Genomic DNA, 24,719 nt, shown 5'->3' on the forward strand with positions numbered 1-24,719 from the left:
GGGACGGGCTCCATCCGCGTCTCCAGCGCGGGAGGCTCCAAGGGGGGCAGGTCCTCCTCCGGGGAGAAGGACGCCACGGGGCCCATGCGCGTCTCCTCGGTGAGCGGCTCCACCGGGCCCAGGCGCGTCTCCTCGAAGCGGGGCTCCACGGGCCCCAGGCGCGTCTCCTCGGGGCGCGTGAGGAGCGGAATGTCCCGCGTCGCGTCCTCGTCCTCCTCCGGCGCGATGCGTGGCTCCTCGGAACGCCCCGGGCGACCGGGCCGCCTCTTCCCGTCAGACATGTCCGTCCCTCTCCCGGGCGAGCATACTGCAAGGCCGGGCCGGCGCCCCTTCCCGGACGCCTCCCGGCCTTCACCGCCCTGGGCGCCGCGGACTCAGGCCCCCGGGGCCGGGGCCGGCGTCTCGCCGCGCGGCAGGACGGCCTGCATCACCAGGCTCAGCACCACCACCAGCGCGCAGCCGATGACGTTGAACCAGAGGTAGCCCACGTCGGAGAGGAAGAAGAGGGCAATCACCGTCGCCTGGGAGATGACGGCCGCCGCGAACACGGCGTGGCCGCGCACCTGCTTCACGAAGAAGGCCACCAGGAAGATGCCCAGCACCGTCCCGTAGAAGATGGAGCCCAGGATGTTGATGGCCTGGATGAGGTTGTCCAGGAGCGACGCGAAGGTCGCGAAGGCCACCGCGACCAGTCCCCAGAACACGGTGAACAGCTTGGACACCACCAGCACGTGCCGGTCCGAGGCGCCGGGCTGGAACACCCGCCGGTAGAAGTCCACCGTCGTGGTGGTCCCCAACGCCGTCAGCTCGCTGGCGATGGAGCTCATGGCCGCGGACAGAATGACGGCGATGAGCAACCCGAACAGCCCGCTGGGCAACCAGCGCTTCACGAAGGCGATGAAGATGTAGTCCGAGTCCTTCGTCTCCGCGCCCGGGAGCGCGCGCGCCACCATGTCCTTGGCCTCCTGCCGGACCGCGCTCGCCTGCCGCGCCGCGCCCTGGAGCAGCGCCCGCGACGCCTCTCCGGCCGCCACGTCGCCTGACTCGACGGCGGACAGGTAGCGCTCCACCTCCGCGCGCTTGCCGGACTGGACCTGCTCCCACGTCGCCTCCAGCGCGGCGTACTCGGCCGCCTGCGCCGTGCCCTGCACGCGGGTGCGCAGCGTCTCGTTGAAGAGCAGCGGCGGCGTGCTGAACTGGTAGAAGACGAAGACGAGAATCCCGACGAAGAGGATGAGGAACTGCATCGGGATTTTCAGCACGCCGTTGAAGAGCAGCCCCAGCCGGCTCTCCGCGATGGAGCGGCCCGTCAGGTAGCGGCCCACCTGGGACTGGTCCGTGCCGAAGTACGACAGCGACAGGAACAGCCCGCCCGTGATGCCGGACCAGAAGTTGTAGCGGTCCTGCATGTCGAAGTCGAAGCTCACCAGGTTCATCCGGCCGAACGCGCCCGCGACGTCCACCGCCTTGCCGAACGACACGTGCTCCGGAAGGCGCCAGAGGATGACCGCGGCGGCCACCACCATGCCGCCCATCATCACCACCATCTGCTGCTTCTGCGTCTGGCTCACCGCCTTGGAGCCGCCCGTCACCGTGTAGAGGATGACCAGCGCGCCCATGGCGATGACCGTCGGCTCCAGGGGCCAGCCGAGGATGGTGGAGAGGATGATGGCCGGCGCGTAGATGGTGATGCCCGCGGCCAGCCCGCGCTGGATGAGGAAGAGGAAGGCGCCCAGCAGCCGCGTCTTCAGGTCGAACCGCGACTCCAGGTATTCGTACGCGGTGATGACGTTCAGCCGGTAGTAGATGGGCACGAAGACAGCGCTGATGATGACCATCGCGATCGGCAGTCCGAAGTAGAACTGCACGAAGCGCATCCCGTCTTCGTAGGCCTGCCCGGGGACGGAGAGGAAGGTGACGGCGCTGGCCTGCGTGGCCATGACGCCCAGGCCAATGGTGGGCCACTTCAGCTCACGGCCGCCGCGCAGGTACTCGTCGCTGGTGGCCGTCCCTCGGGACTTCCAGAGGCCCCACGCCACGATGGACGCAATCGTCCCGCCCAGGACGAGCCAGTCGAGCCCCGTCACGCGTACACCTCGGTGACCACCCAGAACAGGGCGACGAACAGGACGAAGGTGCCCAGCACCAGGAGGTAGATGTTGCGCCACGAGCCCAGCAGCGGCGGCGCGTCATCGAGCTCGGGCCGGTGCGCGGGGGCGTCGCCGACGGGCTCACGAGGGGTCAGGTTGGGGGCGGTGCTCATTGAGAGAGGATGTTGGCTAGCAGGCGGTAGGCGCCGGGGACCCCGGCGGGGAGCTGACGGAAGAAAGCGAGGCCCGTGTAGACGAACGTGCCCTTGCCGTGGCGGGCGACCAGCAGCGAGCCCTGGAGCGGCGCCTCGCCGGCATCATGCATGGCGAAGACAGGCTGGTAGCGAGCGTCCCACGACGACGCGAAGTAGAGGCCGCGCTCCTGCACCCAGCCCTCGAAGTCCGCGGCCGTCAGCGCATTGGGCGCGCGCAGCAGCGGCTCATCGGCGCGCAGCGGCGTCATCACCGCCGCCTCATTCGTCACGCGCTCGCGGCCAATCTCCAGCGGATAGGGCCCGACGAAGGACGTGAGCGGCCCCACGCGGCTGTTGGTGTTGTACTGGACCACCAGCCGTCCGCCGCCCTCCACGTACTGGAGCAGCCGCTCCCGGTGGACGATGAGGTGCGGGTTGGCGTTGAAGGCGCGCACGCCCACGAGGATGGCGTCGAAGCGCTCCAGCTTCTCCCGGGCCAGCCGCTCCTCGGGGAGCAGCGTCACCTCGTAGCCCACCGCGCTCAGGCTCTCCGCGACGCGGTCGCCCGGCCCGGGGATGTAGCCGATGCGCTTGCCCTTCATGGCCAGGGAGAGCGGCACCGCCGTGGCCGTGGACGGCTGGCGCACCGTCAGCGGCGGGATGTGGGGATAGGACACGGAGCGGGCACGCCAGGACCAGACGCGGTCCCCCACGTCGACGTCCACGGAGAGGTCTCCCTTCCGCGTCGAGCCCTGGGGCGGTGTCACCTGGAAGGTGAGGGTGCGCTCGTCTCCGCGCGCCGCGAGCTTGAACTCGACCGACGCGGGCTCCACGCGCCAGCCGGGCGGCGCCACCATCCGCACCGTGCCCGGCACCTGGTCCATGCCCGCGGCCAGCACCACCGGCACGGCGCGGGGCTCGCCGTTGGGGAACATGAGCACGTCCTGCGCCAGCGTGGCGGTGACGGGCGGGACGACCTCGAAGTCACGGTAGAGCTCGCCACGCACCGGGTCCGTCCAGACGTAGACCACCGGACGCACCGCGCGGAAGCGCCGGCCCGCGACCTGGTATTCGAACGCCACCGACAGCGCGGGGACGCCCTCCGGCTGGCCGGTGAGCGCGCGGTCCTCGCCCTCGAGCGTGTAGAGCCCCCCGGTGACGGGCTCGCGGAGCCAGTAGGGCGTGGAGATGGGCGCCGTCACCGGCAGCGTCACCGTGCGCGACAGCTTCATGGGCACGTTCGCCCCCAGCGCCTTCCCCACGGCCTCGGGCTTCTCGCCCGGCAGCGTCAGCCCCACCCACTCGACGGCGGCGGGCGAGCGGTTCAGCGCCACCACGTCCAACGTCACCGGCAGCCCCGGGATGCCCGTGGGCGCGGCGGCGCGCACCTCCAGGAACAGGCCCGCGCAGGCGGCGATGAGCGCCTCCGTCTCACGCAGCTTGGGCGCCTTCCACGGGTGGGTGTCCGGCAGCGCGGTCAGCGCCTCGTGGACGCGAACGAGCGCGGGCAGGGAGCGGTGAGGGGCGCGCGCGTCGAACGCCTTCGTCGCGGCGGCCACCGCGCGGGACACCGCGGCGGAGTCCTTCCAGCGCCTCCAGGAGAAGTCGAGCCCCTCGAACACGTCGCGCTTCGGGAGCGTCCCCGCCAGCGGCGTGAAGTACTCCGCGCTGGGGCCCCGGTCCGCGGCCTGGCCGAAGCCCTGGCTCTTGTGCTGGCTGCGGCTCTCCGCGGCCACCTCGCCCCACGAACGCCCGAGCAACGCGTCGTAGCCGCCCACCTCCAGCTTCACGTAGCGGGACAGGTCCTCGTCGGGCTTGAACCACCACGAGGAGGCGTTCTGCAGCAGGCGGTCCGCCTTCCACGGCTTCACCTCGGAGAGCTGCTCCGGGAAGCGCTTCGGGTCGGCGGCGGCGATGAAGGCCTCCGCCGCCAGCAGCGCGGAGGCCGTGTGGTGGCCGTGGTTCGGCGGCTTCGTGGTGAAGCGGGTGATGATGACGTCCGGCTGGAAGCGGCGGATGGCGAGCACCACGTCGGCCAGCACCGCTTCATGTCCCCAGATGCGCAGCGCCTCTTCCGCGCTCTTCGAGTAGCCGAAGTCCCGCGCCCGCGTGAAGAACTGCTCCGCGCCGTCCACGCTCCGCGCGGCGAGCAGCTCGTGCGTGCGGATGAGCCCCAACAGGGCGTCCTGCTCGGTGCCGATGAGGTTCTGCCCACCATCGCCGCGCGTCACGGACAGGTACCCCGCGCGCAGGCCGCGCTCTCCCACCAGCCACGCGAGCAAGCGCGTGTTCTCGTCGTCCGGGTGGGCCGCGACATAGAGCACGCTGCCCGTCACGCCGAGCCGCTTCAGGCCCGCCGCGATTTCACCCGCATGGAGCTGCCGGGGAGGCCGCGCCACCGCCGTCGACCCGATTCCAAGGCTCATGGCCAGCGTCATTCCGAGGAGCAGGTTCCGCATTCGGGCGGACCCTATAACAAGCCTCTCCCCCGCGCACGGACGCACACGACGTGCGAGCGTGCACTTCCGGTGGCGCGCCCGCCACGACCTGTTATCACGACATGCCGTGACGTCCTCGTTCTCGACCGCGTGGCTTCGCGGAGATGCGTCCGCGCTCTCCTTCCTCCCCGACGACTATCGACACCGTGAGGCGCGCGCCCGGGCCGTAGCCGCCGCCGCGTCGCGCACGGTGTCGCCCACGCTGATGGACGTCCTCGCCGCGCAGAACGCGCGCCTCGCGCCCAGTCCCGCCCGGGAGCGCAACCTCGCGCTGCTCGCGCGGCCCGGCACCGTGGCGGTGGTGACGGGGCAGCAGATGGGCCTCTTCCTGGGCCCGCTGTACACGCTCTACAAGGCGGCGTCCGCCATCGTCACGGCGCGCGCGCTTCGGGAAGAAACCGGCCGGCCCTGTGTTCCCGTCTTCTGGCTCCAGACGGAGGACCACGACCTCCCGGAGATTGACCACTGCGTCCTCCCACGTCCGGGCGGAGGACCCTGTCGCCTGGCGCTCGAGCTTCCGGATGCAGCAGCGTCTCGGGCGCCCATCGCCCATCGCCACCTGGGACCGAGCGTCCTCCCTGCCCTGGCCACCCTCCGCGCCGAGCTGGAAGCAGAGCCCCACGCGGAGGAGTTCCTCTCCCTGCTGGAGCGGGCCTACCGTCCCGAAGCCACGCTCGCGGGCGCCTTCACCGACGTGCTGTCGTCCCTCTTCGCCGACGAGGGCCTTGTCTTCCTCGACCCGCGAGACGCACGGCTGGCGCCGCTGGCCGCGCCCGTGCATCGCTTCGCCCTCCAGGAAGCGGAGGCACTCTCCTCCGTGCTCGCGGCCCGAGCGGAGGCGCTCACCCACGCGGGCTACACGGTGCAGGTCCACGTCCGTCCGGGCTCGCCGCTCAGCTTCTTCTCTCCGGATGCGCTCGATGGCCCACGCTACCGGATGGATCCGGCGGAAGCGGGCGCCTGGAGTCTGGTGGGCCACCCGGACAACAGCGCCATCACCCAGGACGCGCTGCACGCGGCCCTGGAGCGCGAGCCGCTGCGCTTCACCACGTCCGCGCTGCTGCGTCCCCTCCTCCAGGACACCTGGCTCCCCACGGCCGCGTATGTCGGCGGCCCGGGCGAGCTGGCCTACTTCGCGCAACTGGCGCCGCTCTACGCCCACGCGGGCCGGCCGATGCCGCTCGCCATTCCCCGGGCGCGCTTCCGCGTGCTCGATGACCGCGCGCGCCGGTGGCTGGACAAGGTGGGGCTCCAGCCCGATGAGGTGAACGTGCCGCGCGACACGCTGCTCACGCGGCTGGCCACGCGTGATGCACCGGAGTCGCTGGAGACGCCCGAGGCCCTGGAGGCCCGCCTCTTCGGCGCGTTCTCCTCCGAGCTGGAGCGCGTCGCCGGACAGGTGTCGGCGGTGGACGCGAACCTCCAGGACGCGCTGCGCCGCACCCAGGGCACGGTGCGGGTCGCGGTGTCCCGGCTGACGGGCCGCTACCGCCGCGCGCTCGCCCGGCGCGATGCCACGGCGGCCGAACAGGTGGACCGCCTGCGCACCTTCCTCTTCCCGGAGGACGCGCCCCAGGAGCGTGTCCTCGGGCTGCCCTACTTCGCCTGCCGCATCGGGACGCGCGCCTTCACCCGGTTGGTGCTGGACGCGTGTGTCCCCTTCTCCGGTGACTCGAAGGACCTGACGCCATGAGCGCGAACGACACCGCCTACGGCATCGACGTGCTCGCCTTTGGCCCACACCCGGATGACGTGGAGCTGTTCTGCGGCGGGCTGCTGGCGAGCATGGCCACCCGTGGCTACCGCACCGGCATCGTCGACCTGACGCGCGGAGAGAAGAGCTCGCGCGGCACGCTCCAGTCCCGCGCGGAGGAGACGGAGGCCGCCACCCGCGCGCTGGGGCTGGCCCACCGGGAGAACCTGGAGCTGCCCGACGGCTGGCTCAATCCGTGGGCGGGCTTCGACACGCCCGAGCCCGAGCGCACCCGCACCGCCGCCGTGGCCCGCGTGGTGGAGGCGCTGCGCCGCCTGCGTCCGGAGCTCGTCGTGGTGCCGTGGGAGCAGGAGCGGCACCCGGACCACGAGGCGGCCAGCGCGCTGGTGACGCGCGCCCTCTTCTTCGCGGGCGTGCGCAAGTTCGACGCGGGGCCCGCCGCGGAGCCCTTCACGCCGCGGCAGGTCCTCTACTACCCGCTGCGGCACCTGGCCGAGCCCAGCGTCGTCGTGGACGTCTCCGCCGTCTACGAGCGCAAGCTGGCGGCGGTGCACTGCTACGCCAGTCAGGTGCAGCCCCGCCCGGACGCGCCGCCCACGCTGGTGGGCTCACCGCTGTCGCTGTCGTCGCTGGAGGCCAGGGACCGCTTCTATGGCGCGCGGATGGGCGTCACCCACGGCGAGCCCTACGTCCTCCGCGAGACGCTGGGACTGGCCGACCCGCTCGACCACTTCCGCCGGAATAGCTTCGCCCGGCCCCTGTTCTTCCCGGCACGCACATGAATGCCCCGCTCAACGTGGCCATCACCTGCTTTCCGACCTTCGGTGGCAGCGGCATGGTCGCCACGGAGATTGGCCTCGCGATGGCGGACCGGGGCCACCGCGTCCACTTCATCGCCCGGGACTTGCCGGTGCGCCTCCATGGCGCGAACCGGAAGGTCGTCTTCCACGAGGTGACGGAGAGCGACTACCCGGCGCTCCAGCAGTCCAGCACCTATCCCATCGCGCTGGCGTCCAAGATGATTGAGGTCGCCAGCTACGAGCGCCTGGACATCCTGCACGTCCACTACGCGGTGCCGCACGCCACCGCGGCGTGGATGGCGCGCGAGGTGCTGGGCCACAGGGCGCCGCGCGTCGTCACCACGCTGCACGGGACGGACACCACGCTGGTGGGAATCGACCCCAGCTACCTGCCGATTACGCGCTTCTCCATCATGCGCAGCGACGCGGTGACGGTGCCGTCCGCCTACCTGCGCCGCGCGACGTGGCGGGGCTTCGACATCCCCGAGCGCGTCCCCATCGACGTCATCACCAACTTCGTGGACACCGCGCGCTATGCACCGGTGAGAGACCGCGCCTGCCTGCGCGCGCTCTTCCCGGCCCTGCACGACCATGAGCCGGTGCTCGTCCACGTCTCCAACTTCCGGCCGGTGAAGCGCATCACCGACGTGGCCGCCATCTTCACCGAGGTCCACCGCCACCGTCCCTGCCGGCTGGTGATGGTGGGAGACGGCCCGGAGCGCTCGCCCGTGGAGCGGATGCTGCGGGAGAAGGGCCTGGAGGGCCGCGTCGCGTTCCTCGGCAAGCAGGACCGCTTCGAGGAGCTGCTCGCCGCCTCCGACGTCTTCCTCCTCCCCAGCGAACAGGAGAGCTTCGGGCTCGCCGCGCTGGAGGCGCTGAGCTGTGGCATCCCCGTGGTGGCCAGCGACCTGGGCGGAATCCCGGAGCTCGTCACGCACGGCGAGACAGGCTTCCTGGCGCCGCTGGGTGACGTCCCGGCCATGGCCCGGCACGTGCTCACGCTGGTCGAGGACGCGGAGCGCTGGCAGGGCTTCTCACATCGCGCGCGGGCGCGGGTCCTGGAGCGCTTCCAGAAGGAGCCCGCTGTCGACCGCTACGAGGCGCTCTACCGCCGGCTCCTGACGGGGCCCCTCCATCGCTGAGGAGCCCCGGGAGCGCGGCGGGCTACTTCTTGTTCTTCCACTCCGCCAGCGCCTTGGAGACCTGGTCACGGTAGAAGAAGTTCTTGTCCTTCTGCCCCAGGTCCCACGCGGCCTGCGCGGCCTTGCGGGCCTCGGCGTACTTGCCCATCTGCGACAGGACGTCCGCGCGAATCCAGTGGGTGTACCAGGTGGGGTTGGCAACCACGGCCGCGTCGGCGTGCTTCAGCGCGGCGGCGTGGCTCTTGGCGGTGCCCGCCAGATAGGCGGCGGCGCTCGCGTGCATGCTGGCCGTGCTCTTCTCCGCCTGCTCGATGTTGGCCTTCGCGAGGGCCGCCGTGTCCACCTGGATGGGCACGGAGACGCGCAGCTTCTCCCACTCCAGGTCCAGCCGCGTGCCGGTGTCCGTGGTGTCGGTGAAGAGGTACGTCAGGCGCTCGCGCGCCGGAATCGCCGTGGTGGTGGCGCTCACCGAGGCCACGTCCTTGGAGGCGTCATAGGGCGCGCCGCCCCGCCACAGGCCCAGGTCCGAGTTCAGCATCACCTTCCAGCCCTTCTGCGAGGGCAGGCTGACGATGGCGTAGGAGCCCGCCGGGACGGCCTTGCCGCCGAAGGTGACGGGGTGGCTGAAGGTAATCTTCGTCGCCGCGTTGGCGCCGCTGCGCCACGCCTTGTCGTTGGGGACCAGCTCGCCCCAGACCTTCCGGCCCTTCACGGCGGGGCTGGAATATTCGACGGAAATCTCCGAGACGCCCACCTCCTGCATCACCTTCGCCGCGGGGCTGGGGGCCGGCAGCTTGAGCTGCGCCAGCGCGGGCGTCGCCGACAGGGTCATGAGCGCGGAGGCCATACAGCCGAGAAGCTGGTTCTTCATCGTCCTCACTTCATCCTTTCCGACCCGGGAAGGGTCGCAGAGCCGGTGGAGTGTATAGACGAGGTCTGGCTCCACCTCACGTTCCACCTTGGCCCGCACCGCGTCATGCGGCTTTCGGCCAGGGAGGGGCTCGGGCGCCCTCTACATACGAAGGGAGGTGGACATTCCGTGACATTGCGTGGTTCCTCCACCCGCCCACCCTGGCCATGCTGCGCGCCGAGGAGACCCATGAAGCTCACGCGGCTCGAGGTCCACCACTACCGGAACGTCGCCCCTGGCACCTCGCTGGTGTTCAGCCCGTCGTACAACCTGGTGCTGGGGGAGAACGGCACCGGCAGGACGACGCTCCTGGAGCTCATCTCCACGGTGCTGGGGTCGGACTTCTCCGGCCTCCTCCACGAGCCGTTCGCGCTGGAGTACGACCTGGCGTTTCCGGGCATGAAGCTGCACGTCTTCGTCCGGAACGAGGAGAACGCGCCGGCGCCGGACGCGGAGGCGCCGCCGCGAAAGGGCTCCGCGCTGATGCCGCTGCGCACGCCCGCGCTGGAGTCCTCGCTGCACCCGCGCATCGAGGTGGACGTGCGGTTCCATTCACCGTCGGCCCGGCTGGTGATGCGCGCGGACGCCGCGGGCATGGACTGCAAGGTGGACGGCGAGGCGGTGTGGTCGCGGAGCATGCACTGGTCGCTGCTGGACCGCTCGGTGTGGACGCTGCTGTTCATGACGGCGCAGTACATCGACGCGGGGATGAAGGACCGGCTCAAGGAGCTGCTGCGCCGTACCTTCTTGCTGGCGCCGCAGCGCTTCGATGAGGCGATGGGGATGTTCGAGCGCATCGGCGCCATCCGCTACGCCATGGAGGTGCGGGACGGCGAGGTGTTCCCGCTGGGGCTGATGGCGCTGCCCACGTGGATGCCGGGGTGGCTGCGTGAGCGGATGGAGCAGCCGTCTGTCACGGACGTGCTGGAGCTGACGCACGACGCGCGAGAAGGCAGCTTCCTGGCGAAGTTCGTGGCGCTTGCGGGCTTCGAGGCGGGCCGCTTTCGCGTGGAGGTGCTGGAGAAGCGCTCGTTCGAGAACGGCGGGCGCGTGGGCTTTGGGGGCTTCGGCTTCGAGTTCACGCGGCGCGACGGCCGGGTGATGACGCATGAGGCGCTGGGCTTCGGGCAGAAGCGGCTGCTGTCGCTGCTGTACTACCTGGATGTGAACGAGGACTTCGCCATCGCGGACGAGCTGGCGAATGGCCTGCACCCGCGCTGGGTGGAGGCGTGCATGCGGGAGCTGGGGGCGCGGCAGGTGTTCCTCACCAGCCAGAATCCGCTCCTCTTCGAGCACACGCTGTTCCCGTCGGCCGAGGTCCTGCGGGCCTCGCTGCTGTTGTGTGGCAACACGCAAGAGGACGGACCGGAGCGCATCGCGTGGAGGAACCCCACGCACGAGGCCGCGGGCCGGCTCTTCGACGCGCACGGGCTGGGCGCACACCCGCTGGCGGAGCTGCTGCGCCAGCAGGCGCTCTGGTGAGCCGTCACGCCCGAGCACAGGCTCCGATGTGGGGCGCACCGCCTAGCTTGCCCGTGCATAGCGCCCCGGAGACTGGCCCACACGTCGACTGAACGCCGTGCTGAAGGTGCTCGCCGAGCTGTACCCGACGCGCTCGGCGACCTCGGCGATGGCGAGCTCCCGGCGGCGAAGCAGCCCCCTCGCAACGGCCATCCGCCAGTCCAGCAGGTACTCCATCGGGGGCAGCCCCACGGTGCGCGTGAAGCGCTCAAAAAACGCCGAGCGCGAGAGCGCCGCGCTCTTCGCGAGCTGTGCCACCGTCCACTGCCGCGTGAGGTGGCCGTGCATCTGCCGTATCGCGGGTGCGAGCCGCGCATCCGCCAGGCCGCGCAGGAGCCCCGGAGGCGCGTCGTCGCTCGAAGTCGACCGCAGCGCCTCGATGAGCAGCAGCTCCACGAGGCGCGAGAGCACGAGGTCGCGGCCCGAGCGCTGCTCGCCCGTCTCGTCGCCGACGAGTCGTACCAGCACCGAGAGCCGCTCCACGCCTCGCACGTGCACCATGGCCGGAAGCAACGACACCATCAGGGCCGCGTCAGGTGAGTCGAAGATGAAGTAACCGCCGAGCAGGCGCACATCAGGACGGCCGCCACGCGTGCCGTGACGCACCTCACCCTTCGGCGTGGGCGTCGTCTTGGGATTGATTCGCTGGAGTGCCACCGGTTCGAAGCCGGACATGGCGAAGCCCGGCGTCGCCGGCAGGAGCACGAAATCGCCTGCTTCGAGCGTGATGGCGGGCTGGCCGTCGACAGCGAGTCGGCAGCGCCCTTCGAGCACGGCGCAGAAGCTCGGCTGGCCAAAGTCCGAGTAGCGAACACCCCAGCGGCCCGCGCCGCTGATGCCCTTCGAGAAGACGGCTCGTGGTTGAAGCAGGGCAATGACTTCCGAGAGAGGGTCGGTCATGGGTAGAGGGGTGGCGCGGCACTGTATGCCCGGACGCTCGCGAAAGAAATACGGACCCTACGTGGTGGAGCGTCCTGTCGGCCGCAAGTACCTTGGGATTATCGACGCCGCGCGAATCGCGGCAATGCAAGGAGTCGACATGAAAGCAACGTACGGATTCCGGGCGACAATGACTGCGCTCGCGGAACGAGGCGATGAGCTGGCGGCCCTGTTGCTCACCGCGACGCGCGGCGCGGACCCACGGCCCCAGACGCTCCTCGCGGAGCTCGCCCCGCTCGTCACTGGCGAGCCTCGGTATCAGGACGAAGTGCCCGTCGGCGGCAAGCTCAACGTGGGAGGGTTGTCATGAAGACGGTGCTCATCACGGGGTGCTCCTCCGGCTACGGACTTGAGACCGCGCGCCATTTCCATGCGCGGGGCTGGAACGTGGTCGCGACCATGCGAACGCTCCGCGAGGACATCCTCCCCCGGTCGGAGCGGCTGCGCGTGGTGCCGCTCGACGTGACGAAGCCGGAGAGCATCGCGGCGGCGCTGGAGGCGAGCGGCCCCATCGACGTGCTCGTCAACAACGCGGGCATCGGGCTGATGGGGGCCTTCGAGGCGACGCCGATGGCCACGGTGCGCGACGTGTTCGAAACCAACGTCTTCGGTGTGATGGCGATGACGCAGGCGGTGCTGCCCCTGTTTCGCGCACGCAGGTCGGGAGTGGTCGTGAACGTGACGTCCAGCGCGACGCTGTCGCCGATGCCGCTGGTGGCGGTGTACACCGCGAGCAAGGTGGCCATCGAAGGGTTCACGGCGTCGCTCGCGTTCGAGCTCGAAGCCTTCAACCTGCGCGTGAAGCTCGTCGAGCCGGGCTATTGCCCGAGCACCCGTTTCACGAGCAACGGCGGCCCCCGCATGGAAGGGCTGTTTCCTGAGCCGTATGCGCCTTTCGCACAGCGCATCTTCGCTTCCTTCGGACAGCCGGCCGCGGTGACGCGCGAGTCTGACGTGGCCGAAGCGGTCTGGCTCGCCGCGAACGACTCGTCGGAGCAGCTCCGTTTCCCCGCGGGTCCTGACGCGGTCGCGCTGGCTCGGTCGGCGTGAGCAGGCTCAACGATGCATGGACATCGCTCCGCGGGATTCTGCTGTTCGGCGTTGAGTTGCTCACGCGAGCGAGGCGCACGGAGACAGGGGCTTGCAACTCACCGACCCACCGCTTGAGAGTTGACCCGCTCCAACCAAGAGCACCGTAGGATCCGCCGAATCGGGCGTAAACGGCGCTCTATCCGCGTGGCGATTGACCGCCTTAGATGCAACTCGGCTGCACAACTGTTCTGCCCGAGGAATGCATGTTCATACGTCCGTCTGCCTTCATGTTCGTCGCTATTGCCGGTCTGCTCGGATGTCGAGGCAGCGCTTCGAAGTGGCCGGAAGACCCCGCGGCTGTCCCAATGGGCAGGCAGGCGCCTGCCTCTGCCCCCAGCGCTGTCGCGGCGGAAGCCTCGACCTCAACGGTCGAGTCCGCGCTGGTTGACTCCGCCAAGGCCCTGGCGGGGACGTGGACCTGCACCGGTTCGGTCCATGGGCCAGGTGGGGCGAGCCCCAGCGAGGTCACCCTGGATGTCAGGCCCGACCTCGACAAGGCATGGCTGCGAACCGACTTCGCGGTGTTGTCCGGCAAGTACAAATACCAGTTCACCGCGTACCGCACGTTCGACGCAGCATCGAGCAATTGGGTAAATGTCATCGTCGACAACCTGGGCGGTCACGCCAAGGCTTCGTCCACGGATGGCATCACCTGGCGCGGGGAGTCGAGCGGTCCCATGGGCGAGATGAAGATCCGGGACACAGAGCATGTCGTTTCGCCAGGCATGATGAACATGCGTGGCCAGTACTCGCTGGATGGCCAGAACTGGAACACCGGGTACGATTTGTCCTGCAAGAAGTGAGAGTCGAGCACCTTGAACGCATACCGCTGCCGGACACCCGGTCGGCCAGCACCGCCAATTTTCATATTGCAGTCGGACTGACGTACGCCGACAGCAGGCGCGATGAAGCAGCGCGTCACCGCGAACCTCAGGCGTCCAATGGAACCGGGGCAGGCCCAATTCCGCTCTGCTTTCTTCATTATGCAAAACGGACGCGGATATCCCAAGCGCGGCAACTCAACGAAACCGCCCATGAAGTCAGGCCCAGTAACGAACCAGGGCGAATCATTTCCATTTGCCTTATTCTCAATTCCAGTTCAAGACTAACGGCCTCCCCCTACCCCGAGGCATCCCATGCGGAAGCTGTATGTCTTCGCTGTCCTGATGACCCTTGCCAGTTGCGGTCCAGGCTCCGAGCACGGGCAGGACCCGCTCATACACACCCAGGAGCAGGCCGTCACGAGCGGCTGCTACGTCACAGTGTTCTGCTCCGACAGCACCAGCCGCAGTTGCTCGGGCATGAGCACCTGTTCTGCCTCGCAGACCGGGAACCCTCCCAGCGTCACGTGTGACGGGGTGTCGAGCTACTGTTCGCCGCCTTCGCCCACCAGTTGCACCATCGACGGCGTGACGTACAGCGCCGGCACCGTCAACTCCAGCAACATCTGCCTGGAGTGCGACCCCGCGCGCAGCACCACAAGTTGGTCCAACCGCTACTCCTTTTGGCAGACCAACACCTGCAGGCCGCTCGGCCTCTGCGGCGGTGGCGCCTGCCTCGGGATGGCGTGCGACGAGAACGCGGACTGCCACTCGGAATGCCTGGATGGCCAGTTGGTGTGCGCGGGGCCATTCTGAGCGTTACGCGGCCAGAGTCACCGTGGTGAGCGCCTCTGGCCCGCCCTTCCGGCATGAAGCTCCACGCGCTTCGTGCCGAAGGGGACGGAGGACCTGTCGCCTCGGACTCGCGGGGCGGGCTCTTGAGCAACCGCGGAGGCTCACCCTGCGCAGCGCCGGCATGAACTCTCGTCTGGAGCGGCCCGAGTGCCCGCCTCGCACACGGCCCCCGGAGCAGGTGGCGAAAATGGCACGCCTGTCCTGCCGCGGCGCGCGCCACGCTCTTTCGGAAATGTCGGTGGACCTGGGCCGCGCCACCTCCAGTGAGGCCCCGCTGCCCAGCGAGGACTTGAATGAGAGCACATGCGGTCATCTGGCTGGTGCTGGCGCTTGCCGTCACGAGCTGTTCGACCACGCGCCTCGTGCGCCTGGAGACCAGGGAGGAACCTCCGTTGGTCCACACGCCGTTCACGGACGATGAGGCCGGGCCCGTGGAGCTGGACGAGGACGAGTTCGAGGAGGCCGTGCTGGAACTCGCCCGGGATGTGCGGCCTTTTTCCAATCCCCTGCGCGAGGCCCGTCGACGCTTCGGCATCCCCGAGCGAAGCGGCGTGTACCTGTACGAGAGGCGCGGCCCCCGGCTCATCCCCCAGAACGAAGAGAAGGACCCAGACAGCCTGCGTCTCCTGGAGGCCTACGCGGATGACGAACTGACGCGCGCCTATGGCCGCTGGTGCAAGCGCAAGTCGCAGCCCGGCGACTGCCTGCGCCTGCTGGCCGAAGGCCCGCTGCTGGCCAGCGACGGCAAGTACTCGCTGGCCATGGCCATCGCCATGGACTCGGTGTGGGAAGAGACGGCCGAGGCGCTGGAGGACATGGCCGACCCGCAGGCGCTGCTGGCGACGGTGAGTGCCTCCGTCAGCATGTACCTCCTCCTCTGGTCGCTCCCGGAACCGGTGAGCAAGGGGCTGGCAGCGCTGCTGACGGCCACGGCCATCGCCTACCTGGGCGTGGACACCGTGTGGCGCATTCTGGACGGATGGGTGGCGCTGGTGCGTGAGGTGGACCAAGCCACCACCTTTGAGCAGCTCAGCGCGGCGGGCGAGGCGTATGGCGAAGTCCTCGGAGAGAACGCAGCGCGCATCTTCGTCATGCTGGCCACGGCCGCACTCGGCAACACGGCGGGGCTCGCTGCGAAAGCGCCGCGACTCCCGGGCTCGGCGCAGGCGTCCCTCGCGGTGGAGACGCAGGCGGGCTACCAGTATGTGGCCATCGGAAGCGTGGAGTCGGTGGCGATGGCGGCCGAGGGCTTCACCGTCGCGCTGGCCCCCCACGCGGTCGCCATGGCGAACCAGGGGAGGAGCAACAGGCGCCCCGAACAGCACCACCTCGCCACCGACAAGAACAGTGTCTCCACCGCGCGTGGCGGCCCCTGGACGCCGAGGTTCAGGAAGATCTTCAAGAAGGCGGGGATGGAGCTGAAGGACCCCGAGAACATCGTGCCCGTCGAGGGACATCGGGGGCCTCACCCTCAGCGGTATCACGACGTGGTCTTCGCGGAACTGGATGCCGCGACGGCCCACTGCCGGTCAGTCACAGCGTGTCGTGCGGCCCTACAATCAGCGCTCAGACGCCTGGCCAGGGAAGTCGCCACGCGCGGCACGGAGCTGAACCTGCTCCTCACCCGAGGAGCAACACCCTAGATTCCCTCCTATGTCTCGGCGCTTCTTCGAATTGCACGACGATGTCCAGGTCCCCGGACGCTGGCACCTGGATACGCCCGCCGACACCAAGGGCCGCGAGCTGCGTGACCCCGACCGCTTCAGGCAGGGAGCCCCTGTCCAGGTGAAGGGGCGGCTGAAAATCCCCATCGAAGAGCCGGGCCGACCGTTGGACTTCACGGAGGCGGGGGTCCGAATCCCAGTCGTCCACGTCAAGGTGGCGGCCCTCTTCACGGAGCTGGCTCCAGGAGACGTGCAGCTCATCCCCGTGGACATCCAGGGCCACCCAGACCAGTACCTGATTCTGGTAGCAACCCGCCTCATCCGCTGTATCGACGAGAAGGCCTCGCGCATCCGGCTGTGGACGGATGAAGACGGAGTGCCCGAGAAGGTGGGGCACTACGCCTCTGTGCGTGATTTGCGCATCGACGAGACAAAAGCAGGAAACGCCAGGGTGCTCAGGCCCGAGGGCTGGACGGGAGCCCTCATCGTCGCCGAGGAAATCAAACACGCCCTGGAGCGCCTCCAGGCCACCGGCGTGAAGTTCACGCCGGTGTAATCCTCACGAACTAGAACTGCCCCGCCCGAGCCTGGTCGAAGTCCACGCGGTGCTTCATGTACAGCGTGTCCAGCATGTGATTGCTGATGGGGTTCGCATTCCCATCCGTGAACCGGTGCACCACCGCGCCCTTGCCCGCGTCCTTCAGGAAGGCCGTCGGGTCCACGCTCCCGCCCAGGCCCGTGAGCGTGGGCACCGGGTCCGCGTTGTTGACGTAGTGCACGTACTTGGGCCCATCCACATACCGCGTGGACGCCGCGCCAAAGGTCTCCACGCTCAGCTTGCCCAGCGTCTTCTCCACCTGCGCCGGGGACATGCCGTCTTCGATGCGCAGCCGCTTCGCCACGTCATCCAGCGCCCGCGCGGTGATGAGGCCGCCCTGGCTGTACCCCATCAGGTGCACCTCACGGCCCGCCTTCAGCTCGCCGTAGAGCGTGTCCGCCAGCGTATCCACCGCGGGGTTGCGGCCCTTGTCCAGCTTGTCCCCCACACACTGCGCCAGGTCCGCCACCAGCCCCTGCGTCGCGTTGTGAATCCCCACCACCTTCGCGTCCGCCGTCTCCGCGATGGCCTGCATCTCACTCAGCTGGCCCGACGTCGGCGTCATGATGCCGTTGACGTAGAGAATCGTCTTCGACGGGTTCGGGTTGTCCAGCGGCGTCACGCCCGGGACATCCTTCAGCGGCGTGCCGGGCGGAAACGTCTGCCCCTTGGCGCCCACGAACTTCCCGTCATTCATCCGGTCCGGCTTCGCGTCCCCGCCGAAGAGGCGCTTCAGCTCGCTCACATGCGCGGCCTGGAAGACGTCCTTGCCCATCTCGATGAAGCGGGGCACGTCCGCGATGCCGCCCTTGATGGCCTCCACCACCCCGCCCAACAGGGCGTTCTTCGGAGCCGCCGTGGGCGCCTTCACAGTCGGAGGGGTGACGGCGCTGCGGCTGCGGTCGATGGTGCTCACGAGGACCTCCTGCCCGGTGGGGGACGGGTGTTCTCCTCATCTTCTCAAGGTTGCAGAGGGAAGTTGCGTCCTCCCCACCTCCCCCAGGTCGATCCACACAGCGGGCACGCGACGCATCGCATCAATGCGGCACGGGCGGTGAGGGCTCCTGTGAATCAGGGTCGTGGTGGTTCAGCGTCTGCTCCGCCTGCTCGCGATGGAGGCGCCGCGTGGCCGTCTCCTCTTCTTCCGTCCGCTGGCGCCGCTTCACCAGGCCCTGCGTCTCATCCACGAACCAGAACACCACCCGGAAGAACGCCGCGATGACGGTGATGAGCAGCGCGGACAGCACCCAACTGAGCACGTAGCCCGGCCAGCCCCCCACCGTCACCCGGATGACGGCCGTCCCCGTGAGCGGCACCAGGACGAACGCCACGTAGTGCGACACGCAATAGGGGCACGACACCAGGTAGCCCAGCCAGGAGTCCTTGCCCCCCAGCCGCGCGCGCATCGGCGCGAAGATGCGCTCCCGGGACAGCGTCTGCGACACGCCCATCACCACGGCGGAGACGGCGAAGAGCTGGAAGAGGTCCCCCATCCCATCAAGGTGGCGACGACGCACCGGGCACGACACAGCGGGCCTCCGTGAAGGGCCCCGCACGCCCGCTCCCACCTGCCTGCCCCCCTGGGCCAGGTGCCCCGTTGGCCAGTCAACGTTCGGAAGAGACTTCCGTGAGGCCGGCTGTAAAAACGACCGATTACCGCCCTTAAGCATGGGGCAGCATGGATGCAAACCCCTGGATTCACTTGGAAACGATGGTGTCACCCCTTGGCACGCGGGTCGCAAAGGGCAACCCCCCGTAGCGTCATCGCGGTCCCCCAACCAGATCTCTTTTTCCCCGAGAGACACCATGCAGGCTTCCAACTCCTTCTCCTCCCCTGATTCGCTCTCCACCTACCTGTCGGAGATCAACCAGTACCCGCTGCTCACCCAGCCGAAGGAGCAGGAGCTGTCGAGGCGCTTCCGCGACGGCGACCTGGCCGCGGGCCACCAACTGGTGACGGCGAACCTCCGCTTCGTGGTGAAGGTGGCCTACGAGTACCGCTCCTACGGCCTGAAGATGTCGGACCTCATCCAGGAGGCGAACATCGGCCTGATGAAGGCCGTGCAGAAGTTCGACCCGGACAAGGGCATCCGCCTCATCTCCTACGCCGTCTGGTGGATTCGCGCGTACATCCAGAACTGCATCCTGAAGAACTGGAGCCTGGTGAAGCTGGGCACCACGCAGGCGCAGCGCCGCCTCTTCTTCAGCCTGGCCCGCACGCGCCGCGAGTTGGAGAAGCTGGGCGCCGGCGACGCGAACGTCGTCAACGCCGAGGAGATTGCGCGCAAGCTGAACGTGAAGGCCTCCGAGGTGCGCGAGATGGAGCAGCGCATGGGCGGCCGGGACTTGTCCCTGGACGCGCCCATGGGCGAGGACGGCGACGCCACGCACCTGGACTTCGTGGAGTCCGAGTCCGCCTCCGCGGTGGACGAGGTCGCCGACCGGCAGCAGGCCAACCTCACCCGCGAGCTCGTGCAGCGCGCCCTGCGCCGCCTGGACCCGCGCGAGCGCTTCATCATCGAGCAGCGCGTCATGGGTGACGCGGAGATGACGCTCAGCGAGCTGGGCGAGCACTTCGGCTTCTCCCGCGAGCGCGCCCGTCAGCTGGAGATTCGCGCGAAGGACAAGCTCAAGCTCGCGCTGGCCACGCTGATGGCCGAGGCCGGCGTCGACGAGAGCACGCTCAACGCCTGAGCCTCACACCTTCCTGGGGAAGACGACGGCGCTCCAGCCCGGCCCGGCTGGAGCGCCGCCTCCCCGCACCGGCTCAGAGCTGCTCGAGCCGGAACTGCTGGCAATCGTTGTTGGACCACGCCCACTGCTGCACGGCCGCGCCGTCACCGCGGGTCCAGCAGTCCGCCACGTCCAGCACCTTCCCGCTGTGCCGCACCTCCAGCCGGTGGAAGCCGTTGCCCAGGGAGACGGCGCGGAACTGCTGGTTGCCGCCGCCCGAGTAGCTCCACTGCTGGAGCCGGGCACCGTCCGCCGTGCTCACCTCCCGCACGTCCAGGGCCTTCCCGCTGTGGCGGGACACGAAGCGCACGTAGCCGTTGTCGGTGGACTCCATCGCCCACTGCTGGCTGGCGCCGCCGTGGCAGGCCCACTGGTGGAGGAGCGCGCCGTCGGCGGTGCTCGGTCCGTCAATGTCCACGCACTTGCCCGTCAGCTTGTTCACCAGCCGGTACACGTTGCTACCGCCGGGCGTCTGCACCACCTGCGCAATCGCGCTCAGCAGGGACGTGGCGCCCTGCGTGTCCTGGGACAGCTCCCAGATCATCACCCCGCCGCCGTGCTGGAGCGCCAGCCGCGACTTCGCCTGGATGGTGGCGATGCCGTTGTACTGCACGTCCCCCACCCAGTCCTTGTAGGGCGCCTGGGAATCACGGCCCACCAGCTCCGCGTAGCTGACGTAGGACGACGGCGAGCGGCCATAGAAGGGCACGCCCAGCACCGCCTTCGCGCGCGGCAGCCCGCGGTTCACCCAGTAGTTGAGCGACTGCACCGCGAACTCATACGTCGAATGCGGATGGCCGCCGTCGTAGGCCATGATGTTCAGGAAGTCGAAGTCGCTGAACGTCGACGTGGGGATGCCCTCGCCGTAGTAGCCGTTGGCGATGACGGCCGCGGTGAGCAGCTTGCCCCGCGCCCGGAGCGCCGCGCCCAGCTCCCGCACCAGCGCCGCGAAGTTCTGCGCCGACGGGCCCGGGTCCGGGTACTCCCAGTCCAGGTCCACGCCGTCCAACCCCGCCGCGTTGACGAAGCTGATGAGGTTGTTCACGAACGCGGTGCGCGTGGAGGCGCTGGCGGCCAGCTGCTCGAAGCCGCTGTCATTGCCGTTGTTCCAGCCGCCCACGGCGATGAGCACCTTCACGCCGCGCGCATGCGCCGTCTGCACCAGCGAGCGCAGCCGCGCGTCGTTGCTGCTCACCCCCGTGAGGCCGCCCTGCGCGGTGGGCAGCGCGAAGGCGTAGTTGATGTGCGTCAGCTTGTCGTACTGGATGGCATTGATGTCACCCGCCCACGTGGGCAGGTACCCCACCACGCGCGTCGCGAGGGCCGCCTGCTCGGCGCTCCCGGTGGGCGCTCCTTCTTGCGCCGCCTCATCCGGTGCGCCGGAGCAGGCCAGCAGGGTGGTGGCACACAGGGCCGCGAAGGCCAGGGACTTGAGGGAAACACGCTCGTTTCGCATGACGTCTGGCGCCTTTCCTTTCCGGCTCACTGCCACTGGGAATAGCGGACCCAGTCGACTTCCAGCGCGGGCGCCGTGTCGCGGATGTGGTTCAGCGTGGACTGCGGCACGCCGAAGTACGGCGTCGTCGCCCCGTTGACGCCGTGCGGATAGGTGCCGCCCACCGCCAGGTTCAAGATGATGAAGTAGGGGCGGTCATAGACCCAGCGGCCGTAGCGCTCGACCTCGGCGCGCGTCACCGTCTTCAGCAGCACGCCGTCGATGAACCACTTGATGTCCTGGGACGAGAACTCCGTGGCGTAGACGTGCCAGTCACTCACCGGCGAGCTCGGGAAGAACTGCTGGTTGATGGGCGTGTTGCCGGAGTACCCCGGGCCGTGCAGCGCGCCCGACGTCCAGTTCGCGTAGCCGACGTTCTCCATGATGTCGAGCTCACCGCACTCCGGCCAGCCGACCTGGTTGATGTTGTTGCCGAGCATCCAGAACGCCGGCCACAGCCCCGGGCCCACCGGCATCTTGATGCGCGCCTCCACCTTGCCGTGCCCGAACTCCCGCTTGCCCGCGCTCTCCAGGCGGCCCGACGTGAAGGGATAGCCGTTGTTCCACTCGTGCCGCGCGATGAGCTTCAGCGTCCCGTTGCTCACCTCGATGTTCCGCGGCGACGTCGTGTACTGCTGCTGCTCGCTGTTCACATGGATGCCGGTGTTGGCGAACCAGTTGGCGGCGTTGATGCTGCTACCGTCGAAGTCGTCACGCCAGCGCTCCACCCAGCCGCCGCCACCCCCGCCAATGACGCTGACGGAGAAGGACTCCCAGCACCCCGCCGACGCGCGGTTGGCGATGAGCTGCCCGCCCAGGTTCGTGTCCGCGGACACGAAGAGGTTGTTGCTGCGCGCCTTCAGGCCCACGGAGTCGCCGCCAAACTCCACCCACTCGAAGCGCTCCCAGTCCTGGACGCTGTTCCGGTTGGCGACGAGCTGTCCGCCCAGGTTGGTGTCCGCCGACACGTACAGCCCCGACGACACGGAGCGCAGCGCGACCAGGCCACCGCCCGCGTCCACCACCTGGAACTGCTCCCAGTCCTGCGCCGTGGCCCGGTTCGCCATCAGCGGCGTGTTCGCGAGGTTCTGGTCCGCGGACACGAACTGCTGCGTCGAGCAGGCCCTCAGCGTGACGCTCCGCCCAATGGGCGCCGCCAGCCCCTGCGCCCGCGACGCCACCTCCGGAGACCTCACCTCCGCGGAGGCCACCTCCTCCGCCGGCGAACACGCCGCCAGCAGACCTCCCAGTCCCAACGCCAGCACCCAGCCACGTCCCACCACCACCGAGTGTGCCTGTGCCATTCGACGTGCCTCCTCACTCCCAAAGCGGGAAAGAGGGCGCCGGATATCACCTGGAAATCACGAATTAAAGGTAAATGGCGTTTTATGGAGACACGGCTCTTTTGCATGGCGCGGGACTGGGAAAGTCCGCCCCCAGTGCCCTCACCCCACCCGCTCGAAGCGGAGGTCGGCGCGCCGGGCCTCCGCGGCGGCGAAGGCGAGCAGCCGCGCGCCCTCGTCGCTCAGCGCGGTGCGGTCCTCACGCGACAGTCGCGCGAAGGGCGTGATGCACAAGGTCGCGGTGCCACGCGCACGCTCGATGCGCCAGGTTCCTCGAACGAAGCCATCGACGAGGAGGGTGGCGCGCACGATGCCGTTGCGGGTGAAGACCCGCTTGCGAGCGGCATCGGAGAGGATGCGCGTGCGGTCCGCGTGGGCCAGCAGCGCGCTGTCGAACTCGGACAGGAAGCGGACGGGCGCGGGCGTGTCCGGGTCGGGCCTCCGGGCATCGGGGGTGTCGAACAGCTCCACGCCGTGCTCGTCACGGAAGGTGCGCAGCCCGGGCCTCAACCGCTCCAGGACAGCGCCCATGCGTGACAGGCCCGACCAGGCCTGCAAATCCCTGACGCTCGCGGGACCGAACGCGGCGAGGTAGCGCAGCACCAGCGCGGCTGGCGACGCGGCGGGCTCGAAGCGCTGACCCAGCCACGACTCGGCGGTGGCGTACACCATCCGCTCGCCATGGCCCCACGTTCCGCAGGGTGGCACCACGACGAGCGGCTCCAGGCTCGAGAAGCCCGTGCTCAGGGCGCTCGCATCATGGCCGGGCCACTGCGCCTGGAGCCGCTGGCCCAGCTCGCCGCGGGGACTGGGACGTGCCTCCAGCAGCGCCCGTCCCTCCGCCACCAGCGCCTGGACGTCCACGCCGGCCAGCTGCTTGCCATGGGAGGAGTGCTTCAGCGCCCTGTCAATCGCGGGTTGCAGCACGGGACGCAGCGCGAGGCAGTCGCGCGCGGTCACCAGGTGCAACGTCCCGCGCATCATCCCGGCGCGAACCACCTGGCGCTCGGTGATGAACCGGGTCAGCGCCTCTTGCTGGAAGCCCTCCAGCCGCGTCCACAATCCACCGTAGGGAGGATGGGTGGCCTGGGCCTGGAGCCCCACCAGGTGCTCCAGTGCCTCCATCACGCCCGTGCGGGAGCGCTGCAACAGCCACTGCCGCTGGAGCAGGGCCCGGTTGAGGGCCCGCTGCCCCAGGACCTGGGCCGGCGGGCTCCGTCGCCGCGAGGTGGCACGGGCAGGCAGCGCGCTTCCTGATTCCTTCGTGGGTGGGGGCACCGGACGCAGCACCCGCTCCTTCCGTGCCTTGCTGGGGCGCCCACGTTTGACACCCGCGGGGACGAGCAGCGGCAACATCATCAAGAAGGGAATCATGTCGGTTGGCACCTGGGGGTGGGATGCGAACACCCCTGGGTTGGGAGAACCCAAGGGGCTTCGTGGACGCCATCCTGCGACCCGCCCCTGACAGTCCTATGTCAGGAATGTGCCACCCGCTGGGCTGGCGGCGCCCATGGAGCGGATGTTGCGGTGGGCCCCCTCCGCGCGGGGACGGCGGCTGGTACCATGGGCGGCGAGGCCCTGCGCCCCCAGGCGCGTGACGAGCATCAACATGGGAGCGCATCGTGAACCTCATCGAGCCCTTCGCCTACGCGGGCGCGGCGGTGGGCACCGTCATCGGGGCCGTCCTGGGCTTTCCCCATGGCCTGCTGTGGGGCCTGGCTGGCATGGCGGCGGGCCTCGTCGGCGGCGTGCTCGTGCTGTCTGTCGTCCTCTTCTTCCTGTTCCTGGCCGGGATGGCGCTGTTCGTCTGGCCGCGCGAACGGCTCAAACAGCAACGGGGCCCGCGTCCCGGGACGGGTGATGCCCCGCGAGAAGACGACAGACACTGAGTGCCCCCAGCCCGCGGGGCGACGGGACGCCTGCGGACCTCACTCCTTCCGCTCACCCTTTTTGGCGCCGCCGCGCTCGGGCTTGCGGAGCTCCCGCTCCAGGGCATCCAGCCGGTCATTCCAGAAGCGCTCGTAGAAACGCAGCCAGTCGGCCGCTCCGGCCAGCGGCGCCGGCGCGAGGCTGCACCGATGCGTGCGCCCCTCCACCGACCTGTTCACCAGCCCCGCTCGCTCCAGCGTCTTGACGTGCTTGGAAGCGCCCGCGAAGGACATGCTGAACGGCGCCGCCAGCTCGCCAATGCTCCGCGGCCCCGAGGACAGGCTGCGCAGCATCTCCCGCCGCGTCGGGTCGGAGAGCGCGTGGAAGACCGCGTCGAGCTGCTCGGAACGTTGCTGAACCATGGGGGTGACCATAACGACC

The 24,719-nt window shown here is 69.2% G+C and carries 23 protein-coding genes and 1 pseudogene; 11 read left to right on the forward strand and 13 right to left on the reverse strand.

Features of this window, described 5'->3' with window-relative positions; genetic code table 11:
* The 4 genes and pseudogenes from G4D87_RS00775 to G4D87_RS00790 all read right to left on the reverse strand — a co-directional run.
* A pseudogene (locus tag G4D87_RS00775) lies at positions 1–281 on the reverse strand (hypothetical protein); the annotation flags it as partial.
* Between the two features lie 93 nt (positions 282–374).
* Positions 375–2,087, reverse strand: coding sequence for a sodium:solute symporter family protein (locus tag G4D87_RS00780; protein WP_163777278.1), 1,713 nt, complete (start codon positions 2,085–2,087; stop codon positions 375–377).
* The gene (locus tag G4D87_RS00785; RefSeq protein ID WP_163777280.1) at positions 2,084–2,263 is read right to left on the reverse strand and encodes a hypothetical protein; all 180 of its coding nucleotides are present in this window, start codon (positions 2,261–2,263) and stop codon (positions 2,084–2,086) included. Before G4D87_RS00785 ends, G4D87_RS00780 begins: the two co-directional genes overlap by 4 nt.
* A complete protein-coding gene (locus tag G4D87_RS00790) occupies positions 2,260–4,743 on the reverse strand; it encodes a PIG-L family deacetylase (protein ID WP_163777282.1) in 2,484 nt (827 codons plus the stop codon). The genes G4D87_RS00785 and G4D87_RS00790 overlap by 4 nt, the downstream gene beginning before the upstream one ends.
* 58 nt (positions 4,744–4,801) lie before the next feature.
* Between G4D87_RS00790 and bshC the strand changes: the two genes are divergently transcribed.
* The 3 genes from bshC to bshA are packed head-to-tail and all read left to right on the forward strand — an operon-like array spanning position 4,802 to position 8,438.
* A complete protein-coding gene (bshC, locus tag G4D87_RS00795) occupies positions 4,802–6,475 on the forward strand; it encodes a bacillithiol biosynthesis cysteine-adding enzyme BshC (protein WP_176412746.1) in 1,674 nt (557 codons plus the stop codon).
* On the forward strand, positions 6,472–7,278 hold the full coding sequence (gene bshB1, locus G4D87_RS00800) for a bacillithiol biosynthesis deacetylase BshB1 (RefSeq protein WP_163777286.1): 807 nt from the start codon (positions 6,472–6,474) through the stop codon (positions 7,276–7,278). Before bshC ends, bshB1 begins: the two co-directional genes overlap by 4 nt.
* Positions 7,275–8,438: an N-acetyl-alpha-D-glucosaminyl L-malate synthase BshA gene (gene bshA, locus G4D87_RS00805; RefSeq protein ID WP_163777287.1), complete on the forward strand. Its 1,164-nt coding sequence runs from the start codon at positions 7,275–7,277 to the stop codon at positions 8,436–8,438. Before bshB1 ends, bshA begins: the two co-directional genes overlap by 4 nt.
* 22 nt (positions 8,439–8,460) lie before the next feature.
* Here bshA and G4D87_RS00810 read toward each other — a convergent pair whose 3' ends face one another.
* Positions 8,461–9,318 (reverse strand): DUF2911 domain-containing protein, encoded by an 858-nt coding sequence (locus G4D87_RS00810; RefSeq protein ID WP_163777289.1) that lies wholly within the window; start codon positions 9,316–9,318, stop codon positions 8,461–8,463.
* Between the two features lie 219 nt (positions 9,319–9,537).
* Here G4D87_RS00810 and G4D87_RS00815 point away from each other — a divergent pair, with 219 nt between their 5' ends.
* Complete coding sequence (locus G4D87_RS00815; protein WP_205507359.1) at positions 9,538–10,830, forward strand: ATP-binding protein; 1,293 nt, start codon at positions 9,538–9,540, stop codon at positions 10,828–10,830.
* Between the two features lie 42 nt (positions 10,831–10,872).
* Here G4D87_RS00815 and G4D87_RS00820 read toward each other — a convergent pair whose 3' ends face one another.
* The gene (locus G4D87_RS00820) at positions 10,873–11,769 is read right to left on the reverse strand and encodes an AraC family transcriptional regulator (protein ID WP_163777293.1); all 897 of its coding nucleotides are present in this window, start codon (positions 11,767–11,769) and stop codon (positions 10,873–10,875) included.
* Positions 11,770–11,938: 169 nt separating this feature from the next.
* Between G4D87_RS00820 and G4D87_RS00825 the strand changes: the two genes are divergently transcribed.
* The 3 genes from G4D87_RS00825 (at position 11,939) to G4D87_RS00835 (ending at position 13,703) form a co-directional block, all read left to right on the forward strand.
* Positions 11,939–12,118 (forward strand): hypothetical protein, encoded by a 180-nt coding sequence (locus G4D87_RS00825; RefSeq protein WP_205507361.1) that lies wholly within the window; start codon positions 11,939–11,941, stop codon positions 12,116–12,118.
* Positions 12,115–12,858 (forward strand): SDR family oxidoreductase, encoded by a 744-nt coding sequence (locus G4D87_RS00830; protein ID WP_163777296.1) that lies wholly within the window; start codon positions 12,115–12,117, stop codon positions 12,856–12,858. Before G4D87_RS00825 ends, G4D87_RS00830 begins: the two co-directional genes overlap by 4 nt.
* 269 nt (positions 12,859–13,127) lie before the next feature.
* A complete protein-coding gene (locus tag G4D87_RS00835) occupies positions 13,128–13,703 on the forward strand; it encodes a DUF1579 domain-containing protein (RefSeq protein ID WP_240357907.1) in 576 nt (191 codons plus the stop codon).
* Positions 13,704–14,266: 563 nt separating this feature from the next.
* On the opposite strand, the gene G4D87_RS39895 is transcribed toward G4D87_RS00835, so the two are convergent.
* Positions 14,267–14,392 carry a hypothetical protein gene (locus G4D87_RS39895; protein ID WP_275902250.1) on the reverse strand — a complete coding sequence of 42 codons (126 nt, stop codon included), beginning with the start codon at positions 14,390–14,392 and terminating at the stop codon, positions 14,267–14,269.
* 477 nt (positions 14,393–14,869) lie between these two features.
* On the opposite strand from G4D87_RS39895, the gene G4D87_RS00840 reads away from it, so the two are divergent.
* Together G4D87_RS00840 and G4D87_RS00845 are read left to right on the forward strand one after the other, a co-directional pair.
* On the forward strand, positions 14,870–16,219 hold the full coding sequence (locus tag G4D87_RS00840; protein ID WP_163777298.1) for an AHH domain-containing protein: 1,350 nt from the start codon (positions 14,870–14,872) through the stop codon (positions 16,217–16,219).
* 10 nt (positions 16,220–16,229) lie between these two features.
* On the forward strand, positions 16,230–16,796 hold the full coding sequence (locus G4D87_RS00845; RefSeq protein WP_163777301.1) for an imm11 family protein: 567 nt from the start codon (positions 16,230–16,232) through the stop codon (positions 16,794–16,796).
* A 10-nt stretch (positions 16,797–16,806) separates the two neighbouring features.
* Here G4D87_RS00845 and G4D87_RS00850 read toward each other — a convergent pair whose 3' ends face one another.
* Both G4D87_RS00850 and G4D87_RS00855 read right to left on the reverse strand, forming a co-directional pair.
* Complete coding sequence (locus tag G4D87_RS00850; RefSeq protein WP_163777302.1) at positions 16,807–17,754, reverse strand: alpha/beta fold hydrolase; 948 nt, start codon at positions 17,752–17,754, stop codon at positions 16,807–16,809.
* Positions 17,755–17,875: 121 nt separating this feature from the next.
* Positions 17,876–18,331 (reverse strand): hypothetical protein, encoded by a 456-nt coding sequence (locus tag G4D87_RS00855; RefSeq protein ID WP_163777305.1) that lies wholly within the window; start codon positions 18,329–18,331, stop codon positions 17,876–17,878.
* Positions 18,332–18,644: 313 nt separating this feature from the next.
* On the opposite strand from G4D87_RS00855, the gene G4D87_RS00860 reads away from it, so the two are divergent.
* Positions 18,645–19,532 (forward strand): RNA polymerase factor sigma-32, encoded by an 888-nt coding sequence (locus tag G4D87_RS00860; RefSeq protein WP_163777306.1) that lies wholly within the window; start codon positions 18,645–18,647, stop codon positions 19,530–19,532.
* A 73-nt stretch (positions 19,533–19,605) separates the two neighbouring features.
* Here the strand turns inward: G4D87_RS00860 and G4D87_RS00865 are convergent, their stop codons facing one another.
* The 3 genes from G4D87_RS00865 to G4D87_RS00875 all read right to left on the reverse strand — a co-directional run bounded on the left by G4D87_RS00865 (position 19,606) and on the right by G4D87_RS00875 (position 23,783).
* Positions 19,606–21,027 (reverse strand): RICIN domain-containing protein, encoded by a 1,422-nt coding sequence (locus G4D87_RS00865; protein ID WP_163777308.1) that lies wholly within the window; start codon positions 21,025–21,027, stop codon positions 19,606–19,608.
* A gap of 26 nt (positions 21,028–21,053) precedes the next feature.
* Positions 21,054–22,370, reverse strand: a complete 1,317-nt coding sequence (locus tag G4D87_RS00870) for a family 16 glycosylhydrolase (RefSeq protein ID WP_163777310.1) — start codon at positions 22,368–22,370, stop codon at positions 21,054–21,056.
* Between the two features lie 141 nt (positions 22,371–22,511).
* On the reverse strand, positions 22,512–23,783 hold the full coding sequence (locus G4D87_RS00875) for a winged helix DNA-binding domain-containing protein (RefSeq protein WP_240357908.1): 1,272 nt from the start codon (positions 23,781–23,783) through the stop codon (positions 22,512–22,514).
* Between the two features lie 248 nt (positions 23,784–24,031).
* Here G4D87_RS00875 and G4D87_RS00880 point away from each other — a divergent pair, with 248 nt between their 5' ends.
* The gene (locus tag G4D87_RS00880; protein WP_163777314.1) at positions 24,032–24,298 is read left to right on the forward strand and encodes a hypothetical protein; all 267 of its coding nucleotides are present in this window, start codon (positions 24,032–24,034) and stop codon (positions 24,296–24,298) included.
* 39 nt (positions 24,299–24,337) lie between these two features.
* Here the strand turns inward: G4D87_RS00880 and G4D87_RS00885 are convergent, their stop codons facing one another.
* Positions 24,338–24,712 carry an ArsR/SmtB family transcription factor gene (locus G4D87_RS00885; protein WP_163777316.1) on the reverse strand — a complete coding sequence of 125 codons (375 nt, stop codon included), beginning with the start codon at positions 24,710–24,712 and terminating at the stop codon, positions 24,338–24,340.
* Positions 24,713–24,719: the final 7 nt, after the last annotated feature.

The organism is Myxococcus vastator (assembly GCF_010894475.1).
Taxonomy (GTDB): Bacteria; Myxococcota; Myxococcia; order Myxococcales; family Myxococcaceae; genus Myxococcus; species Myxococcus vastator.